Origin of the sequence: Glutamicibacter sp. MNS18 (assembly GCF_026107515.2) — a bacterium.
GTDB lineage: Bacteria > Actinomycetota > Actinomycetes > Actinomycetales > Micrococcaceae > Glutamicibacter.
On record NZ_JAPCHW010000005.1, the window covers coordinates 164,799 to 180,802 of the forward strand.

A 16,004-nucleotide genomic window follows, 5' to 3' on the forward strand; every position below is an offset into this window, starting at 1 on the left:
ATCGGGTGCGGCGGGGCGCATAGCGCAGATGTGTGGATAACCGGACCCCGCGGTGCGCACCGCGGGGTCCGGGCGCTCAGTTCGCGGCGTCGACCTTCACCGGTTCACCGGGTGCGGTTTCGGCAGCCAGCCGCGCCCCGGCGATTTCGTTGATCCTCTCGCGGCACAGGTACCAGCCCAGCACCAGCAGCGGGACGATGATCACCAGCGAGGCGATGGTCCAGGTCCCCACCGGGTTGTCGAAGGCCATCATCACCAGCACGAGCACCAGGAAGGCGAGGGTGACCCAGCCCGAGACCGGGGCCAGCGGCATCCTGAACGAGGGCCGCTGCAGTTCCCCGGCCCGCGCCTTTTTCACCAGGGCCATCTGGCACAGCACGATCATGCCCCAGGCGGAGATGATGCCCACCGCGGCGAAGTTCAGCACGATTTCGAATGCCTGCGCCGGAACCACCGCGTTCAGCACCACACCGAGCACCGCAACCACCGAGGTGATGACGATGCCGCCGTAGGGCACCCCGGCCTTGTTCATGCGTCCGGCGAAGCGCGGGGCCGAACCGTTCAACGACATCGAGCGCATGATGCGCCCGGTGGAGTAGAGCCCGGCATTCAGCGAGGAGAGCGCCGCGGTGAGCACCACCAGGTTCATCACCACATCCATGCCCTGCACCCCGATGGCGCCGAAGAAGGTGACGAACGGGCTTTCCCCGGCCTTGTAGGCGTTGAACGGCAACAGCAGCGAGAGCAGCACCAGGGAGCCGACGTAGAACACTGCGATGCGGATGATCACGGTATTCACGGCCTTGGGCATGACCTTTTCCGGGTTCTTCGTCTCCCCGGCGGCGGTGCCGATCAGCTCGATGGAGGCGTAGGCGAAAACCACACCCTGCATGAGCACCAGCACCGGCAACAGCCCGCTGGGAAGCAGCCCGCCGTTGTCGGAGATCAGCGAGAAACCGACCTCATGGCCGGCGATCGGGGTGCCGAAGATGACGAAGTAGCACCCCACCACCAGGAAACCGACCAGGGCCACCACCTTGACCAACGCGAACCAGAATTCCAGTTCGCCAAAGACCTTGACCGAGACCAGGTTCATGCCCAGTACCAGCACCAGGGCCGCCAGCGCCCAAAGCCACTGCGGGACCGCCCCGATCCAGGGAACGTACTTGCCGAAGAAGTTCATGTACAGCGCCGCCGCGGTGATATCCACGATGGAGGTCATGCACCAGTTGAGCCAGTACAGCCACCCGGTGGCGAAGGCGGCCTTTTCCCCGTAGAACTCGCGGGCGTAGGAGACGAACGAGCCCGAGGAAGGGCGGTGCATCACCAATTCGCCCAGGGCGCGCAGGATCAGGAAGGCGAAGAAACCGCAGATGGCGTAGCTGATCACGATGCCCGGACCGGCTGCCGCCAGCCGGCCACCGGCGCCCATGAACAGTCCGGTGCCGATGGCCCCGCCAATGGCGATCATCTGCATCTGTCGGCCGGTCAGGCCCTTGTGGTAGTCGGAGTCGCCGGCGGTCAGTGCCGCGTCGGTGACCGGGGCGGCTTGGGCCCGTGTTGTGGAATGGTCCATGGGATTCCTTGGGGTTAGTCGGAAAGATTGGCAAGCCGCTCGGGCTTGAGCAGTTCGTCCAGGTCCGCGGCCGAGAGCAGACCGCGTTCCAGTACCAGCTCGGCCACGCCCCGTCCGGTGTGCAGGGCCTGAATGGCGATCGAGGTGGACGCGGCGTAACCCAGCCGCGGGTTCAGTGCGGTGACCAGGCCGATGGAGTTCTCCACCTCGCGGCGCAACGCGTCCTCGTCGACGGTGATCCCGTCGATGCAACGGGTGGCCAGGGTCAGGCAGCCGTTGGTCAGGTGCTTGAGCGACAGCCCGATCGAATGGGCGATCACCGGTTCGAAGGGGTTCAGCTGCAGCTGCCCGCCCTCGGCGGCCATGGTCACGGTCAAATCGTGGCCCACCACCTGGTAGGCGATCTGGTTCACGACCTCGGGGATCACCGGGTTGACCTTGCCGGGCATGATGGAGGATCCGGACTGCACGGCCGGCAGCTGCAGGTCGTTCAGCCCGGCCCGCGGCCCGGAGGAGAGCAGCCGCAGGTCGTTGCAGATCTTGGAGATCTTCAACGCCACCCGCTTGAGCACCCCGGACAGGTGAACGAAGGCACCCACATCACTGGTGGCCTCGATCAAGTCCGGGCTGGTGCTCAGCGGCAGCCCGGTCAGTTCGCGCAGATGCCGGCAGGCGGCCTCGGCATAGCCGGCGGGGGCGTTCAGCCCGGTGCCGATGGCGGTGGCCCCCAGGTTGATCTCGGTGACCAGGGACAGCGATTCGGCCAGCCGGGCCCGGTCCTCACCCAGGGTCACGGCCCAGCCGCCGAACTCCTGGCCGACGGTCATCGGCACCGCATCCTGCAACTGGGTGCGGCCCATCTTCACCACGCAGCGGAACTCGGCGGCCTTGGCCAGGCAGGAGTCTTCCAGCACCTGCATCGCGGCCAGCAGCGGCTGGGTGGCGAAGTGGGTGGCGATGTTGACCGCGGTCGGGTAGGCGTCGTTGGTGGACTGGGACAGGTTCACATGGTCGTTCGGATGCAGGTGCCGGTACTCGCCCTTGGCGTGGCCCAGGATCTCCAGCGCCAGGTTGGCGATCACCTCGTTGGCGTTCATGTTGGTGCTGGTCCCGGCCCCGCCCTGGATCGGGTCGATGATGAACTGGTCGTGCAGGGCGCCACCGGCGATGGCCTCACAGGCCTGGTCGATGGCCGTGGCCCGGGTGGGATCCAGCAGCCCCAACTCGCGGTTGGTGCGGGCCGCGGCCTGCTTGACCCGGGCCAGGGCGGTGATCAGGTGGGGGTTGCCGGCCAGCGTGGTCCCGGTGATGTCGAAGTTCTCCTTGGCGCGCAGGGTGTGCACGCCCCAGTAGGCGTCGGCGGGAATCTGCCGGTCGCCGATCAGGTCGTGTTCACTGCGGGTGGGGGAGGCAAGGGCGGAATTGGGCATGGAAAAGTACTCCTCGGGTGCCCGATGGCACCGGTGTCAGGTGGATGGTTAGAGTGCGGCCAGTTCGCCGACCGGTTGGCCGCCGCCCAGGGCCGGGCTGGAGGCCAGTTCCTGCAGGGCCGCGGGTGCGGCCGCACCCAGGTGCGCGGTGAGCAGCTTGATGGTGATGGGCATGCGTGCCCGGTCGGTGCCGTCGGCGATCTTCACGGCCACGGCCCAGCCGTCGGGCAACCCGACGGCCTGGATCCCCTCGAAGCCGTCCTTGGCCACGGCCCCGGGTAGCCGCAGCATCAGCTCGGTGACGTCCCGGCCATGCCCGGCGACCAGGTCCGGGTGCCGGCGCATGGCACTGGCTACCCGGTGTTCGGCGGTGCCCGGTGCGGCGCTGGCCAGCCGGGCAAAGCCGCGGGCCAGGGCGGCCAGGGTCAGCGGGTAGACCTGGGTGCCGCACCCGTCGGTGCTCACCGTGGTGATCCTCTCCCCGGTCAGCTCCTGGACGGTCTGCGCCAGCAGGTCCGCCAGCGGGTGGTCTTCCCCCAGGTACCCTGCGGTGGGCCAGCCCTTCAGGCGGCACAGCGCCAGCAGCGCGGCATGCTTGCCGGAGCAGTTCTGCGCCAGCCGGGTGGCGGTGCCCCCGGAGGCCAGCCAGTCCTGGCGTTCGGCGGGGCCGTAGGGCAGGTCGCGGGAATTTCCCAGGTCCTCCTCCTGCAGGCCAGCCTGGTGCAGGGTGCTCAGCGCCACCTGCTGGTGCCGGCCGGAGCCCGAGTGGCTGGCCGCGGCCAGGGCGATCTGCTCGTCATCCAGTTCCAGTCCGGCGCGCAGCATGGCCACCGCGAACAGTGGTTTGAGGGCCGAACGCGGGTAGAACCGGGCACCGGCATCGCCCAGGGACATGGCGATCCGTCCGTCCGGGCCGAGCAGCACCGCCGAACCGTAGTGGATGGACTCCAGCTGCCCGCCACGGCTGGCGGCGACCAGCGGAACATGGGCCGGCAGGGACCGGTTGGCCGGGGTCATTCGGTGCTCCTGACGATGGTGGAAACCGCCTGCTGGACGGCCTTGAGGTGCTGCGCCATGGCGTTGGCCGCGGCGTGCGGGTCACCGGCGGCGATGGCCGCCACGATCACCCGGTGTTCCCTGTTGGACGGCTCGCGTCGTCCGGCGACCAGGTTGACCGTTTCGGACTGGCGGGCCATGGCCTCGCGGATATCGCCAACCACCCGGTCGAACACCGAGTTGCCGCTGGCGCGGGCCACCGCCGCATGGAAGGCGGCGTCGAGTTCCACCCAGGTCGATGCCCCGTCCTCCTGCTCCATCTCCTCGATCAGGCCGTTGAGCCGCTCCAGGTCCTGGGCGGTACGCCGGGAGGCGGCCAGCTCGGCCGCGGGAATCTCGATATGCGGACGGGCCTCATGCAGGTCCGCGGAGGAGTGGCCGCCCAGTACCAGGTCCCGGGTGGGACGGTGGGAGATCACGAAGGTGCCGCGCCCGGTTTCGGTGCGCGTCAACCCCAGGGCGGCGCAGGAGCGCAGGGCCTCGCGGATAACGGAGCGGCTGACCGCGTAGTTCGCGGCCAGGCTGGCCTCGGAGCCGAGCTTGGTCCCCAACGGGATCTCCTGTGCCTCGATGGCCGAGCGCAGCGCGTGGAATACGGCTTCGGAGGCACTGGTCCGCGCTATGGGTTGCTGTCCGGGTGTCCAGCTGTCTGACAGGTTCATGGTGATGAGTATGCCAATGTGACCCGGCCTACGTCAACTCCCCGGAATCCCGCGCTGATCCCGGCGCAGCGGATGCTCCGCCGGGATTTGCACCAGCACGATCCTGCTGCCATCCGGGTCCCGGATCCAGCCCTCGACCAGCCCCCACGGTTCGGTGCGCGCCTCCCGGGTGACTGGCACCCCCAGGTGCTGCAGGCGGTGTAGCTCGGCGGGAACATCGCGCACCTGCAGCCACAACACGAGGGTGGACGGCCCGGCCTCGCGGCTGCCGGAGATCTCCAGCTGCCCGGTCCCCAATTGGAAGACCACCCCGGGGCTGCGGGCGGGGCCGAATTCGCGGACCACCGGCAGGTCCAGCGCCTCGCGGTAGAAATGCAGCGTGGCCTGGTGGTCCACAGGTCGCAACAATACTCGGCTGGTGACCACTTCCATGGCGGGTCCCTCCTAGCAGTAGTCCTGGCGCAGCGCGGTGGCCAGCGTCTCGGCGTCCTCCCCGTCGGGATCCAGGCAGTCCAGGATCACCGTGCCGGATGCCGCATTCGCGACGACGCGGGCGCGATAGGCGGTAGCTTCGCCCTGGCAGCTCACCGTGTAATCCAGCTGTACCGGCTGGACGAACCGGTAGACCAGGGTTTGCTCCCCGTCCTCCGGGTTCTCGACGAGCACATCGGCGCTGTCGATGGAGATCGGGGTGAGGTCAACGCTCATGCCGGTGACCTGCTCATCGAGCAACGGCAGCAGCACCTCGTCCTCGATCCCCGGCTCCGCAGCCTGCCAGGTGAGCGAGGGTTCGAAGGGTGCCAGAACGTGCGTGGTTGTCTCCGGCTGCTCACCGAAGGCCTCGTGCTGGACAAAAAGCACCTGCTGGTCCAGATCCGTGCGGGACTCCAGATCCGCCACCGGATCGGTACAGGAGGCCTCGGCCGGCGGTGCCGTGGGATCGCCGGTGCCCGGCGCCGGCGCGGTGCACGAGCCCAGGACCAGACCGCCCAGCAGCGTGCAGGCCAGCCAGGCGACGGTTTGCGGCGGTACGGTTCGTTTCCGTGGCACGTCGTGATCCTCCAATGGGCCGGGTCCGGCACCCGCCTGAGAGGTAGCCTACAGTCCACGGGTAGTGAACGGGCGGTACCGGGTGGTCCGTCGGCCGGGCGACTAGGAAATGGTGATGACCTGGCCGGCGTAGGTCAGTCCGCCACCGAAGGAGAAAAGCAGCACCCTGGTACCGGCAGGCAGCGGGTCCTCGGCCATCATCTTGGACAATGCCAGTGGCACCGAGGCTGCGGAGGTGTTGCCAGAGTAGATGACATCGGTGGCCACCCGTGCATTGGGTGCGCCGATCTTATCGGCCAGCGGTTCGATGATGCGCAGGTTGGCCTGGTGCAGCACGATACCGCCGATGTCCTCCGGAACCAGCCCGGCCTTCCCGATGATCTGCTGGGCGATCTTCGGTAGCTGGGTGGTGGTCCAGCGGAAGACGCTTTGGCCGTTCTGGGCGAATTTGTCGTTGTTCTCCCGCTCGATCCGCACGGCATCGGACATCTGCGGGACCGAACCCCAGAGCACCGGGGACACCAGCTGCTCATCGCAGGCCGTAACCAGCACCGCTCCGGCACCGTCGGCCGTGAGTACGCAGGTGGTGCGGTCGGTGAAGTCGGTGACCTCGGTGAGCCGTTCGGAGGCGATGACCAGGGCGTTGGTGGCGCTGCCGGCGATAATGGCGTGCTGGGCCAGGGCCAGGGCATGGTTGAAGCCGGAGCAGGCGGTATTGACATCCAGGGTGGCCGGGCTGTGTTCCATACCCAGCGCGAGGGCCACCCGGGCGGCCATATTCGGTGCGCGATCCACCGCGGTGCAGGTGGCCACCACGACCATGTCGATATCGGCGGCGGTGATGCCCTCGGCATTGCCCAGCGCCATCGCGCCGGCTTCGGTCGCCATGAAGTCCACGCTTTCATGATCCTGCGCCCAGCGGCGTTCCTTGATGCCGACCCGGCGGGTGATCCATTCGTCACTGGTTTCCACCAGTTTCTCCAGCTCGGTGTTGGGTACGATCTGTTCGGGCTGGTAATGGCCGAAGGAAACAACTTTGCTGCCGCGCATGGCTAACGCTCCTCATTCAAGGCGGGAATCGGGTTATCTGTCATCAAGCGTAGTGGGTCGCGTGTTTACTCGCCGTTAGCTTGGCCGTCCGTTGCCGTTAAATCCGTTCGGCTAGCCTGCCTGAATGACCACCGCAGCCCCGACGCACGAGACCCTGCTGGCCCACCTGCGCTCCGCCGCCACCGCACTGGTCCCTGCCGAACGCCGGGTCGCCGAGGTGCTGATCCGGCAGTTGCACCGTCTGGAGGAGTACTCGGCGGTGGCCCTGGCGGCCGAAGCCCGCTGCTCGGCGGCCACCGTGGTCCGCGCCTGCCAGCGCATGGGGTTCTCCGGCTTCCAGCAGCTGCGCCTGCAGTCGATCAGGGTGGCGGCCAGTCAGCGGGACAGGGACGCTACCGGGCTGCCGTCGCACCACGGTGGCTCGGTGCATGACGCGCTGCTGAAGCAGGTGTTCACGGCGGCGATCACCGATGTGCGTGCCAGCCAGGCCATGCTGGACCGGCAGGTCTTCGACAGGGCGGTGGCCCGGCTCGCGGCAGCCGGTACGATCCTGCTGGCCGGCACCGGGGGCTCCTCCATCCCGGCGCAGGACGCGGCCCTGCGGCTGACCATGAGCGGACGCACGGCGGTGGCGCCCCACGATGTGCTGGGCCAGCAATTCGCGGCCCGGCTACTCAAGCCCAGTGACGCCTGCATTGCGGTCAGCTACTCCGGGGCCAACCGGCACACCCTGCAAACGGTGCAGGCCGCCGGGCATGCCGGGGCCACCGTGATCGCGGTGACCAGTTCGGGGATCTCGGACCTGGCCAAGGTGGCGGACCTGGTGCTGGTGACCGGTTCGAATGAACGAGACAGCGAGATCCTGGCCAGCCGGATCAGCCATGCCCTGGTGCTCAACGCGGTGAACCTGGCCGTGCAGCGGATCAGCGGCCAGCCGGCCTTCGGCCCGGCCGGTGAACTGGCCGATCTGCTCTCGGACACCTTGGACAGTAGCCGGGCTCAGGAGTAGAGCCGGGTGACCAGCGAGATCAGCTCACCGAGTCCCTCCGGCGGTTCGTTGCGGTGCCAGGCCAGACGGACCGCGATACGCGGCCCGTCCCGCAACGGCCGGTACGCCACGGAGGGGCGCGGGTGGTGGTGGGCGGTGGCCTCGGCGGTGGTGCCCACCCCGCGACCGGCCACGATGCCATCGAGCCAGCTATCCACATCCGAGGATTCCAGGAACCGCGGCCGCTGCCCGGCATCGGCCCAGAGCGAAGGATCGGTGGCCCCCATCCGCGTGTCGATGAAGACGGTGCGGTCGGCCAATTCGGACATGGACAGCACCCGGCGCCGTGCCCACTGCGGGTCATCGGCGGCGAAGACCACCAGCCGCCGCTCCAGCCCCACCACCACCGAGTCGTAGAGCTCGGCATTCACCTCGCGGCGCATGATCGCCACATCGCAGAGGCCCTCGGCCAGCCCGGAGGTCGGGGAGTTGTGCCGCAGCAGCTCCAGTTCCAGCCCGCCGCACAGGTCCGGCCATTGGCGTTGCAGCGCGGGGGTGTGCACGCCCAGGGCAGCCCACGCATAGCCCAGGCGCAGGGTGCGGTGCCGGGCGGTGAGGAAACGGTTGAACCGTTCGGCCTCGGCCAGCACCCGGCGGGCCTCGGGAAGCAGCTGGGCCCCGGCCCCGGTGACCTCGCAGCCGCGCACGGTGCGCCGCAGCAGCTGATCACCGACCTGCCGTTCGAATCCCGCAATGGTCCGCGAAACCGCGGCCTGGGAGACGAACAGCTGGCCGGCCGCCTCGGTGAAGGAGCCGGCCTCGGCGGCGGTCACGAAGAACCGCAGATCACGAAGGGACCAATCCATAACCACAGCGTATGGGATCGACATAATATTCACTAGTGTTATGCCGTGGCCGAAACCTACCCTCAAGTTATGGATACCCAGGAATCACTTAGGGTCGGCATCCCCGGTGCCGGCGGCAATCAGTTGCACGGGAGCGCCATGGCGTTGGGTGCCGGGATCTCGAACCAGGCCGGGGCGGCGCTGGGGGCCATGGCCTTTCCCGTGCTGGGGCCCGTCGGGGTGGTTGCCGTACGCCAGATCCTGACCGCGGTGGTGCTCACCGCGTTGGTGCGGGTGCGGTTCTCCCGGCTCACCGCCGGCCAATGGCGCCCGGTCATCGGCCTGGCGTTCTCCTTCTGCCTGATGAACATCTGCCTCTACGCGGCCATTGAACGCATCGGCCTGGGCCTGGCGGTGACCCTGGAGTTCCTCGGCCCGTTGGCCGTGGCCCTGGCCGGAAGCCGCCGTGCCGTCGACGCCCTGTTTGCGCTGATCGCCGGCGGCGGGGTGCTGCTGCTGGTCCGTCCCGGCCCGAGCACCGATATGCCCGGGATCCTGCTGGCGCTGGCCGCCGCCGTGGGGTGGGCCGGCTACATCCTGCTCAACCGCAGCGCAGGCCAACGCCTGCCCGGATTGCAGGGGACCGCCGCGGCCAGCCTGTGCACCACCATCCTGTGGGTTCCGGTGGCCGGGGTCTGGTTCCTGCACCATCCGCCGACCCCGGGCGCGTTGGCGCTGGCCGCCGGATGCGCGGTCCTGGCCTCGGTGGTGCCCTACGCCCTGGACCTGTTGGCACTGCGGCACCTGTCCGCGGCCACCTTCGGGGTACTGACCAGCATCAACCCGATCTGGGCGGTGTTGATGGGGCTGCTGCTGCTCGGCCAGCAGCTGGGCTGGGGCGAACTGGCCGGGATCGGGCTCATCGTGCTCGGGGCCAGCCTGCATTCGCTGTGCTCCGCACGCGCGGTGTAGCCCGGATCTCGGCCGCGTAACACCATTTCAAGCCCGGTTTGTCCGGTGACGTGCGCGGTACTCCTGGAGGCAACGCAGCGCCACCCCAGCGGGGTCGGACTGCCGCCAGCAGATGACACGTTTATTCAACGACCGGCCTGGACGAACGGCTGCGTCTGGAACTGCTGACCGCGGTCCATGTCACCCGCGACCGCTCCGAAGCGCCCGCGCTCGCCGACCGGATCGTCGCCTCCTTCATCAGCGATGCCACGCTGTTCGCCGGCACGCTGGTGGGCTCCAGTTTCCACGCGGACCACCCGGGACTGGCGCTGCCGGGGTTGAGCGGGGATCCGGCAGCTGCGGGGACCTGCCTGCACGACGGGGCGATCGGTCCCAACGGCCGTTCACGACGGGCGGTGGCGGCGGTCGCCCCTACCGCAATCGAGCTCGAAAGCGCTATGGTCGCATCATCGGATCAGTTCAACCAGGCCCAGCTGGCCCGGGTCACCTCCGTGCTGCGCACCGCACACGGGCACGAGACCAGCCTGGATTGGGTCGGAGTGGAGGTACGTGTGATGGGAACGGGGAACACCCCGAACGAAGGCGAGCTGGTACGCCCGCGGGTTACGGCCGCCCGGGTCTTTGCCGGCACGCCACCCCAGCGTTCGACGGTCGCGGCATGAGCGAGGAACGCGACACCGATCAGGTGCTGAACAAGCCCGAGGAACGTTGGGTACTGGTGCGCCACGGGCAGACCGCCTGGAACCTGGATAACCGCCTGCAGGGCCGCTCCGATGTCAGGTTGAACGCCACCGGGCGGCAACAGGCCGAGCGGGCCGGGGTGCAGCTGGCCAAGGAAGGCCCGTGGGACCTGGTGGTCTGTTCACCGTTGGGCCGGGCCCGGCAGACGGCGCAGATCATCGCCGACTACCTGGGTATCTGGCAGGTGCTGGAAGTCGAGGGCCTGGTCGAACGCGACTACGGGGCTGCCGAGGGACGCTACCTGGACCGGATCAGCCCCGAGGAACGCGAGCGGCTGCTGGCCGGCGGGGAAGCCGAGGACGATGTGGTGGTCCGTGCGGTCGACGCCCTGCGCACCCTGGTGGAGCAGAACCCGGATTCGCGGGTGGTCATCGTGGCGCATGGGACGCTGATCCGGCTGGTTCTCGGTGCGCTGGCCGAGAGTCCGCACCCGCGCGTGGAGAACGGCGAGGTGCTGGTGCTCGATACCCGGCGGTTGCACGAGTTCGTGCAACGCTAGAATCGGACTCGTGCCTTCTTCCGGATCCCACCTGCTGCAACGCTTCAGCCATGCCGCCGAGCGCTGGCAGATTCCGCTCTACCTGCTGGGCATCCTTGCCGGGGTGGGGGCCGGTGCGGCCTTTGGCCACGCCGGCGTACTGGAGGCGGGGCTGACCCCGTCCTTGGGGCTGCTGCTTTACGCCACCTTCCTGGGAATCCCGATGACCCGGCTGGGCAGGGGGTTCGGCGACCGGAGGTTCCTCGGTGCCCTGCTGGTGCTGAATTTCGTGGTGGTACCGGTGCTGGTGTTCGGGCTCAGCCGGTTCGTCGCCCACGATGCCGGGTTGCTGATCGGCGTGTTACTGGTATTGCTCACCCCCTGCATCGACTACGTCATCGTGTTCTCCGGGCTGGCCGGGGCCGACCACGGGAAGCTGCTGGCGGCAGCACCCCTGCTCCTGGTGGCGCAACTGCTCCTCTTGCCCGGATACCTCTACCTGATGGCTGGCCCGGACACCCTGGGCATCATCGACCCGACCCCGTTTTTCAGCGCACTGATCTGGCTGGTCCTGGTCCCGTTGGCCCTGGCCGCAGCCACCCAGTTCCTGGCCCGCGGGAGCGCGCGGGCGGCAGCGGTCATGCAGGTCGGCACCGGATCCATGGTGCCGCTGATGGTGCTGGTGCTGTTCATCGTGACGGCCTCGCAGACCCCGCGGGTCCTGGCCTCGGGTACCGCCCTGTTCCCGGTGGTTCCGCTGTATGCCGGGTTCCTTGCCCTGATGCTGCTGGCAGGGATCGGGGTGGCACGGCTCTTCGGCATGGATATCCCGACCGCCCGCGCCCTGGTCTTCAGCGGAGCCACCCGCAATTCGCTGGTGGTGTTGCCTTTGGCCTTGGCTTTGCCAACAACCCTGGGTATCGCCCCGGCCGTGGTGGTCACCCAAACCCTGGTGGAGCTGCTGGGCATGGTGCTGTTTGTCAGGCTGGTACCCCGGCTGTTGCCGCAGCGAGGCCGACCCATCACGGACTTCGGCTGACCAGGGTTTTCCGAACCGGCAGTGAAGTCTATCCACAGCCGGGTGGGACACAGGAAATGGTGCTTGGCGAATATCCCTTTGAAGGACCTGGCGAGAGCATGCCGCCCGCACCTCGGGCGGCCCCGCCAATGGAGCGGGAGCCATCGGATCTTCACGATGCCTGGCCAGGAAACCCTCGGGTGAACAACCGGGACAAGGCACGCAAAGGCCTATCCAGCGTGTCAGGTTCCGGAGGCTATCGCGAAATTCCAAGAGGATAACCGTGGGTAGCGAACCAATGATTGACGCACAACGCTGCCGATACGGCTTGACATGGTTCTACCCAGGACCAGGAATACGTGGCCACTGTTGCGGAGTTTCCGTCCACGTCCTGGCTTCACCCCGATCAGGTGCTGGTTGTGCGCGGGCTGGAGCAATCTGGTCAAGCAGGTGATCGCTGAGCTGCGCGTTGCCGGTCAGAACATCCTGCACCTGTTTCGCCCCGGGATGACCGGGACCGGGCCACCGGCCCACCGACTACAGCGCCCGAAGAACCACGGCACTGCCCTGCCCACCGCCGCCGCAAATGCCGGTGGCGCCCACTGCGCCGGCGCCCAGTGCGGCCAGCTGCCGGGCCAGGGTGCCGATGATCCGGGCCCCGGAAGCACCAATCGGGTGCCCCAAGGCGATTGCCCCGCCATGCGGGTTCACGATGTTCCCGTCGATTCCCAGTTGCTGGATCGAGCGCACGCCGACCGCGGCGAAGGCCTCATTGATCTCCACTGCCTGCAGTTCCTCGGCCGTGTAATCGGTCCGCTCCAGTGCCGCGGTGATGGCATTGGAGGGCTGCTCGTGCAGGGTGCGGTCGGGTCCGGCCACCAAGGCGTGGGACAGGATCTCGGCGATCGGGGTGAGCCCTAGTTCTTCCACGGCCTTGTCGCTGACCAGTACCAGGGCCGCGGCCCCGTCGGTGATCTGCGAGGAATTGCCCGCGGTGATGGACCCGTCCTTGGCGAAGGCGGCCCGCAACCTACCCAACGACTCGGTGGTGGTCCCGGCGCGGACCCCGTCATCGGCGGAATAGACGGTCTCGCCCTTGCGGGTGGAGACGGTGAAGGGCGCGATTTCCCCGGCCAGGAACTCCGCCGAGGCCTCCGCCCGCTGATGCGAGGCTGCGGCCAACCGGTCCTGGGATTCCCGCCCGAGGCCGAGCACGGTGTTGTGTTCCTCGGTGGATACACCCATGGAACGTTTCTCGAAGGCGTCGGTCAGCCCGTCGTATTCCAGGGTGTCGACCATTTCGATGGCCCCGTACTTGGACCCGGCGCGGGCACGCTGGGCATGGGGTGCCAGGGACATCGACTCCTGGCCGATGGCCAGCACGACATCGGCTTCCCCGGCGGTGATCAGCCGGGCTGCGGCCACCACGGCTTCGGTGCCCGAGAGGCATACGGCGTTGAGCGTGATGGCCGGGACATCCAATCCGATGCCCGCCCCCACCGCGCTTTGCCGGGCAGGGTTCTGTCCGGCGGCTGCCTGCAGGACCTGCCCGGCATAGACCTGCTGGACCTTGTCGGCGGGGACCCCTGCACGCTCCAGCGCGGCTCTGGCCGCATGGGCACCCAGTTCGGATGCTGGAACATTGGCCAGGGCGCCATTGAAACGCAGGAATGGGGTGCGGGCGTAGCCGGCGATCTTGACGGTCATGCTCTCTGGTTCTCCTCTAGCTGGATGGTGAATGTGGCGGCGGTGATCCCGCGGATGCTTTCCGGGCTCTCCCCCTCGGCAATACGTCGCAGGACCAGGTGCCCGTCCTCGATATCAAACACCGCACGGTCGGTGATGATCCGGTCCACCACACCGACGCCGGTCAAGGGCAGGTCGCATTCCTCGACGATCTTGCTGGTCCCGTCCTTGGCCACATGGTCGGTCAGCACGATCACCCGTGGGGTGCCTGCGACCAGGTCCATGGCACCGCCCATGCCCTTGACGAGTTTGCCCGGGATGGTCCAGTTCGCCAGGTCCCCGTTGGCCGCCACCTGCAGGGCTCCGAGGATCGCGGTCTGCACATGCCCGCCGCGGATCATCCCGAAGCTCGTGGCCGAGTCGAAGAAGCTGCCGCCGGGCAGGACCGTGACGGTCTGTTTTCCGGCGTTGATCAGGTCTGCGTCTTCCTCGCCCTCGAAAGGGAAGGGGCCCATGCCCAGCAACCCGTTCTCGCTTTGCAGCTTGACCGAGACCCCGGACGGCAGGTTGTTGGCCACGAGGGTGGGAATGCCGATCCCCAGGTTCACATACTGGCCGTCCACTAATTCGCTGGCGGCAATGGCCGCCATTTCATCCCTGTTCCACATGGCTAGGCCTCCTGCTTCACGCGTACGGTGCGCTGTTCGATGTGCTTGACCGGGTCGGCGTCCACGACCCGTTGCACGAAGATCCCGGGAGTGTCCACCAGCTGCGGATCCATATAGCCTTCCAGCACCTGCTCGACCTCGGCCAGCGTGAACCGTCCCGCGGCTGCGGCCAACGGGTTGAAGTTCCGGGCGGTCATCCGGTAGCGCAGGTTGCCCTCGGCATCGCCTTGGTGGGCGCGCACCAGGGCGATATCAGCCACGATCCCGCGTTCCAGGATGGCCGGTTTCCCATCGAAATCCATGGTTTCCTTGCCTTCGGCTACCGGGGTGCCGACACCTGTGGGAGTATAAAACGCCGGGATGCCGGCCCCGCCGGCACGCAGGCGTTCGGCCAGGGTGCCCTGGGGCACGAACTCGACTTCCAGATCCCCGGAGAGGAACTGCTGGGCGAAGAGCTTGTTCTCGCCCACGTAGGACGCCAAGACCTTGGAAACCTGGTGGTTCTCGATCAGCAGGCCCAGGCCCTTGCCATCCACGCCCATATTGTTCGAAACGATCGTCAGGTTCCGGGCGCCGGAGTCGCGCACGGCGGTAATCAGCCTGGACGGGATACCGCTCAGCCCGAAGCCGCCCACCGCGATGGTCATGCCGTCCCGGATGACTTCCGCCAACGCCTGGGCGGGATCATGCCGATATTTTGTGGTCATCATTTCTCCTGTGTCCATGATGTGGATTGTGTCGCCTTGCTTCAAAAACTACAGAGGTTCAAGGATCCCGGTCAACGAAATGCATCGGAGTGCTCTATAGGTGATGATTCCGCGAGCATGTGTTCATATTATGAACCGTCACCGGCGGAGCCGCTTCCAAGGGGGCGTATTCGCTGGCTGTTCAGCAGCATGTCGGGTGCGCCGGCCATCCCATCCGGGGGAAGGTGTTGGGTGACCAGGGGGCTGCGGGTTGTCTGGTGACCTCATGGTGTTCACGGGTTGGCGCACTTCGTCCATAATATGAGCATGCCCAGTTCACTTCCCGGAGCCCAGGTGGTCGGACGACTTGCCAGCGTCCTGCGTGTGGTCAGTACCTCCATGCCCGATGGAATCACCACTACCGAGGCGGCCCGCCAGACGAAGCTGGCTCGTCCCACGGTGCACCGGTTGCTCGCCGCGCTGGCCGCCGAAGGGTTCTGCGACCATGATCGCAAGGCCGGGCGCTGGATGCTCGGTCCGGAGCTTTATCTGATGGGGGCGGTGGCGGCCGAACGATACGACATCGGCGAACTGGCCCATGAACATGTGCGGGCGTTGGCCGAAGCCACCGGGGAAAGTGCCTTCCTCTCCGCCCGGCGCGGCGATGAGACTGTGTGTCTGCTGCGGCAGGACGGCGCCTTCCCGATCCGTTCCTTCGTGCTGTACGAGGGCAGGCGTTTCCCGCTGGGGGTAGCTTCGGCGGGTATCGCGATCCTGGCTTTCCTGCCCGAGCCCGCCGTGGAACGCTACCTGAAGTCCAATGACTTCAGTGGCTCATACGGGGCGGCGCACAATGCCGAGAACTTGCGCGCCAAGGTCGCCGAAACCCGGCAGCTCGGATACTCGGTGAATCCGGGCTTAGTCGTGGAAGGGAGCTGGGGGATGGGCGCAGCGGTCTTCGATGCCTCGGGCCAACCGGCCTGGGCGCTGAGCCTGACCGGCATCGAATCGCGCTTTGCCCCGGAACGGCGGCCGGAACTGGGACGGCTGCTGTTGCACCATGCCCACCAGCTCTCACAGAAACTGCGGGGTCGATAG

18 protein-coding genes are annotated in these 16,004 nt (G+C 67.5%); 6 read left to right on the forward strand and 12 right to left on the reverse strand.

Annotated features, from left to right (window positions below; genetic code table 11):
* Nucleotides 1-76: 76 nt before the first annotated feature.
* The 7 genes from OK351_RS08515 to OK351_RS08545 form a co-directional block, all read right to left on the reverse strand.
* Nucleotides 77-1,576 carry an amino acid permease gene (locus OK351_RS08515; protein WP_265157884.1) on the reverse strand — a complete coding sequence of 500 codons (1,500 nt, stop codon included), beginning with the start codon at nt 1,574-1,576 and terminating at the stop codon, nt 77-79.
* Between the two features lie 14 nt (nt 1,577-1,590).
* Entirely contained in the window at nt 1,591-3,006 is a 1,416-nt protein-coding gene (locus OK351_RS08520; RefSeq protein ID WP_265157888.1) for an aspartate ammonia-lyase, read from the reverse strand.
* A gap of 48 nt (nt 3,007-3,054) precedes the next feature.
* The gene (locus OK351_RS08525; protein WP_265157890.1) at nt 3,055-4,023 is read right to left on the reverse strand and encodes an asparaginase; all 969 of its coding nucleotides are present in this window, start codon (nt 4,021-4,023) and stop codon (nt 3,055-3,057) included.
* Complete coding sequence (locus OK351_RS08530) at nt 4,020-4,724, reverse strand: FadR/GntR family transcriptional regulator (protein ID WP_265157892.1); 705 nt, start codon at nt 4,722-4,724, stop codon at nt 4,020-4,022. The genes OK351_RS08525 and OK351_RS08530 overlap by 4 nt, the downstream gene beginning before the upstream one ends.
* Nucleotides 4,725-4,757: 33 nt before the next feature.
* Entirely contained in the window at nt 4,758-5,156 is a 399-nt protein-coding gene (locus tag OK351_RS08535; protein WP_265157894.1) for a VOC family protein, read from the reverse strand.
* Nucleotides 5,157-5,168: 12 nt separating this feature from the next.
* On the reverse strand, nt 5,169-5,774 hold the full coding sequence (locus OK351_RS08540; RefSeq protein ID WP_265157896.1) for a hypothetical protein: 606 nt from the start codon (nt 5,772-5,774) through the stop codon (nt 5,169-5,171).
* Between the two features lie 102 nt (nt 5,775-5,876).
* Nucleotides 5,877-6,824 (reverse strand): beta-ketoacyl-ACP synthase III, encoded by a 948-nt coding sequence (locus OK351_RS08545; protein WP_265157898.1) that lies wholly within the window; start codon nt 6,822-6,824, stop codon nt 5,877-5,879.
* Between the two features lie 124 nt (nt 6,825-6,948).
* On the opposite strand from OK351_RS08545, the gene OK351_RS08550 reads away from it, so the two are divergent.
* Entirely contained in the window at nt 6,949-7,833 is an 885-nt protein-coding gene (locus OK351_RS08550) for a MurR/RpiR family transcriptional regulator (protein ID WP_265157900.1), read from the forward strand.
* Here OK351_RS08550 and OK351_RS08555 read toward each other — a convergent pair.
* Nucleotides 7,824-8,678 carry a LysR family transcriptional regulator gene (locus tag OK351_RS08555; protein WP_265157902.1) on the reverse strand — a complete coding sequence of 285 codons (855 nt, stop codon included), beginning with the start codon at nt 8,676-8,678 and terminating at the stop codon, nt 7,824-7,826. The two genes, OK351_RS08550 and OK351_RS08555, sit on opposite strands and share 10 nt — an antisense overlap.
* 69 nt (nt 8,679-8,747) lie before the next feature.
* On the opposite strand from OK351_RS08555, the gene OK351_RS08560 reads away from it, so the two are divergent.
* Nucleotides 8,748-9,629, forward strand: coding sequence for an EamA family transporter (locus OK351_RS08560; protein WP_265157904.1), 882 nt, complete (start codon nt 8,748-8,750; stop codon nt 9,627-9,629).
* Between the two features lie 125 nt (nt 9,630-9,754).
* Here OK351_RS08560 and OK351_RS08565 read toward each other — a convergent pair whose 3' ends face one another.
* Nucleotides 9,755-9,916, reverse strand: a complete 162-nt coding sequence (locus tag OK351_RS08565; RefSeq protein WP_265157906.1) for a hypothetical protein — start codon at nt 9,914-9,916, stop codon at nt 9,755-9,757.
* On the opposite strand from OK351_RS08565, the gene OK351_RS08570 reads away from it, so the two are divergent.
* From OK351_RS08570 to OK351_RS08580, 3 genes are read left to right on the forward strand one after another with little or no spacing between them, the layout of a single operon-like run.
* Complete coding sequence (locus OK351_RS08570; RefSeq protein WP_265157908.1) at nt 9,899-10,291, forward strand: hypothetical protein; 393 nt, start codon at nt 9,899-9,901, stop codon at nt 10,289-10,291. The two genes, OK351_RS08565 and OK351_RS08570, sit on opposite strands and share 18 nt — an antisense overlap.
* Nucleotides 10,288-10,869: a histidine phosphatase family protein gene (locus OK351_RS08575; RefSeq protein WP_265157910.1), complete on the forward strand. Its 582-nt coding sequence runs from the start codon at nt 10,288-10,290 to the stop codon at nt 10,867-10,869. The genes OK351_RS08570 and OK351_RS08575 overlap by 4 nt, the downstream gene beginning before the upstream one ends.
* Before the next feature lie 10 nt (nt 10,870-10,879).
* On the forward strand, nt 10,880-11,887 hold the full coding sequence (locus OK351_RS08580; protein WP_265157912.1) for an arsenic resistance protein: 1,008 nt from the start codon (nt 10,880-10,882) through the stop codon (nt 11,885-11,887).
* Between the two features lie 516 nt (nt 11,888-12,403).
* Here the strand turns inward: OK351_RS08580 and OK351_RS08585 are convergent.
* Genes OK351_RS08585 through OK351_RS08595 form a run of 3 tightly spaced genes read right to left on the reverse strand, consistent with a single transcriptional unit; the run spans nt 12,404 to nt 14,927 of the window.
* Nucleotides 12,404-13,573 carry an acetyl-CoA C-acyltransferase gene (locus OK351_RS08585; RefSeq protein WP_265157914.1) on the reverse strand — a complete coding sequence of 390 codons (1,170 nt, stop codon included), beginning with the start codon at nt 13,571-13,573 and terminating at the stop codon, nt 12,404-12,406.
* A complete protein-coding gene (locus OK351_RS08590; RefSeq protein ID WP_265157916.1) occupies nt 13,570-14,220 on the reverse strand; it encodes a 3-oxoacid CoA-transferase subunit B in 651 nt (216 codons plus the stop codon). Before OK351_RS08590 ends, OK351_RS08585 begins: the two co-directional genes overlap by 4 nt.
* Before the next feature lie 2 nt (nt 14,221-14,222).
* Nucleotides 14,223-14,927 (reverse strand): CoA transferase subunit A, encoded by a 705-nt coding sequence (locus tag OK351_RS08595; RefSeq protein WP_306349480.1) that lies wholly within the window; start codon nt 14,925-14,927, stop codon nt 14,223-14,225.
* A 306-nt stretch (nt 14,928-15,233) separates the two neighbouring features.
* On the opposite strand from OK351_RS08595, the gene OK351_RS08600 reads away from it, so the two are divergent.
* A complete protein-coding gene (locus OK351_RS08600; RefSeq protein ID WP_265157920.1) occupies nt 15,234-16,004 on the forward strand; it encodes an IclR family transcriptional regulator in 771 nt (256 codons plus the stop codon).

Bases quoted from the DNA above. Each gene is read 5' to 3' on its own strand.
- OK351_RS08590 (WP_265157916.1), bottom strand. From the start codon at position 14,220: ATGTGGAACAGGGATGAAATGGCGGCCATTGCCGCCAGCGAATTAGTG.
- OK351_RS08550 (WP_265157900.1), top strand. From the start codon at position 6,949: ATGACCACCGCAGCCCCGACGCACGAGACCCTGCTGGCCCACCTGCGC.
- OK351_RS08575 (WP_265157910.1), top strand. From the start codon at position 10,288: ATGAGCGAGGAACGCGACACCGATCAGGTGCTGAACAAGCCCGAGGAA.
- OK351_RS08515 (WP_265157884.1), bottom strand. From the start codon at position 1,576: ATGGACCATTCCACAACACGGGCCCAAGCCGCCCCGGTCACCGACGCG.
- OK351_RS08560 (WP_265157904.1), top strand. From the start codon at position 8,748: ATGGATACCCAGGAATCACTTAGGGTCGGCATCCCCGGTGCCGGCGGC.
- OK351_RS08530 (WP_265157892.1), bottom strand. From the start codon at position 4,724: ATGAACCTGTCAGACAGCTGGACACCCGGACAGCAACCCATAGCGCGG.
- OK351_RS08525 (WP_265157890.1), bottom strand. From the start codon at position 4,023: ATGACCCCGGCCAACCGGTCCCTGCCGGCCCATGTTCCGCTGGTCGCC.
- OK351_RS08555 (WP_265157902.1), bottom strand. From the start codon at position 8,678: ATGGATTGGTCCCTTCGTGATCTGCGGTTCTTCGTGACCGCCGCCGAG.
- OK351_RS08520 (WP_265157888.1), bottom strand. From the start codon at position 3,006: ATGCCCAATTCCGCCCTTGCCTCCCCCACCCGCAGTGAACACGACCTG.
- OK351_RS08585 (WP_265157914.1), bottom strand. From the start codon at position 13,573: ATGACCGTCAAGATCGCCGGCTACGCCCGCACCCCATTCCTGCGTTTC.
- OK351_RS08595 (WP_306349480.1), bottom strand. From the start codon at position 14,927: ATGACCACAAAATATCGGCATGATCCCGCCCAGGCGTTGGCGGAAGTC.
- OK351_RS08600 (WP_265157920.1), top strand. From the start codon at position 15,234: ATGCCCAGTTCACTTCCCGGAGCCCAGGTGGTCGGACGACTTGCCAGC.
- OK351_RS08545 (WP_265157898.1), bottom strand. From the start codon at position 6,824: ATGCGCGGCAGCAAAGTTGTTTCCTTCGGCCATTACCAGCCCGAACAG.
- OK351_RS08535 (WP_265157894.1), bottom strand. From the start codon at position 5,156: ATGGAAGTGGTCACCAGCCGAGTATTGTTGCGACCTGTGGACCACCAG.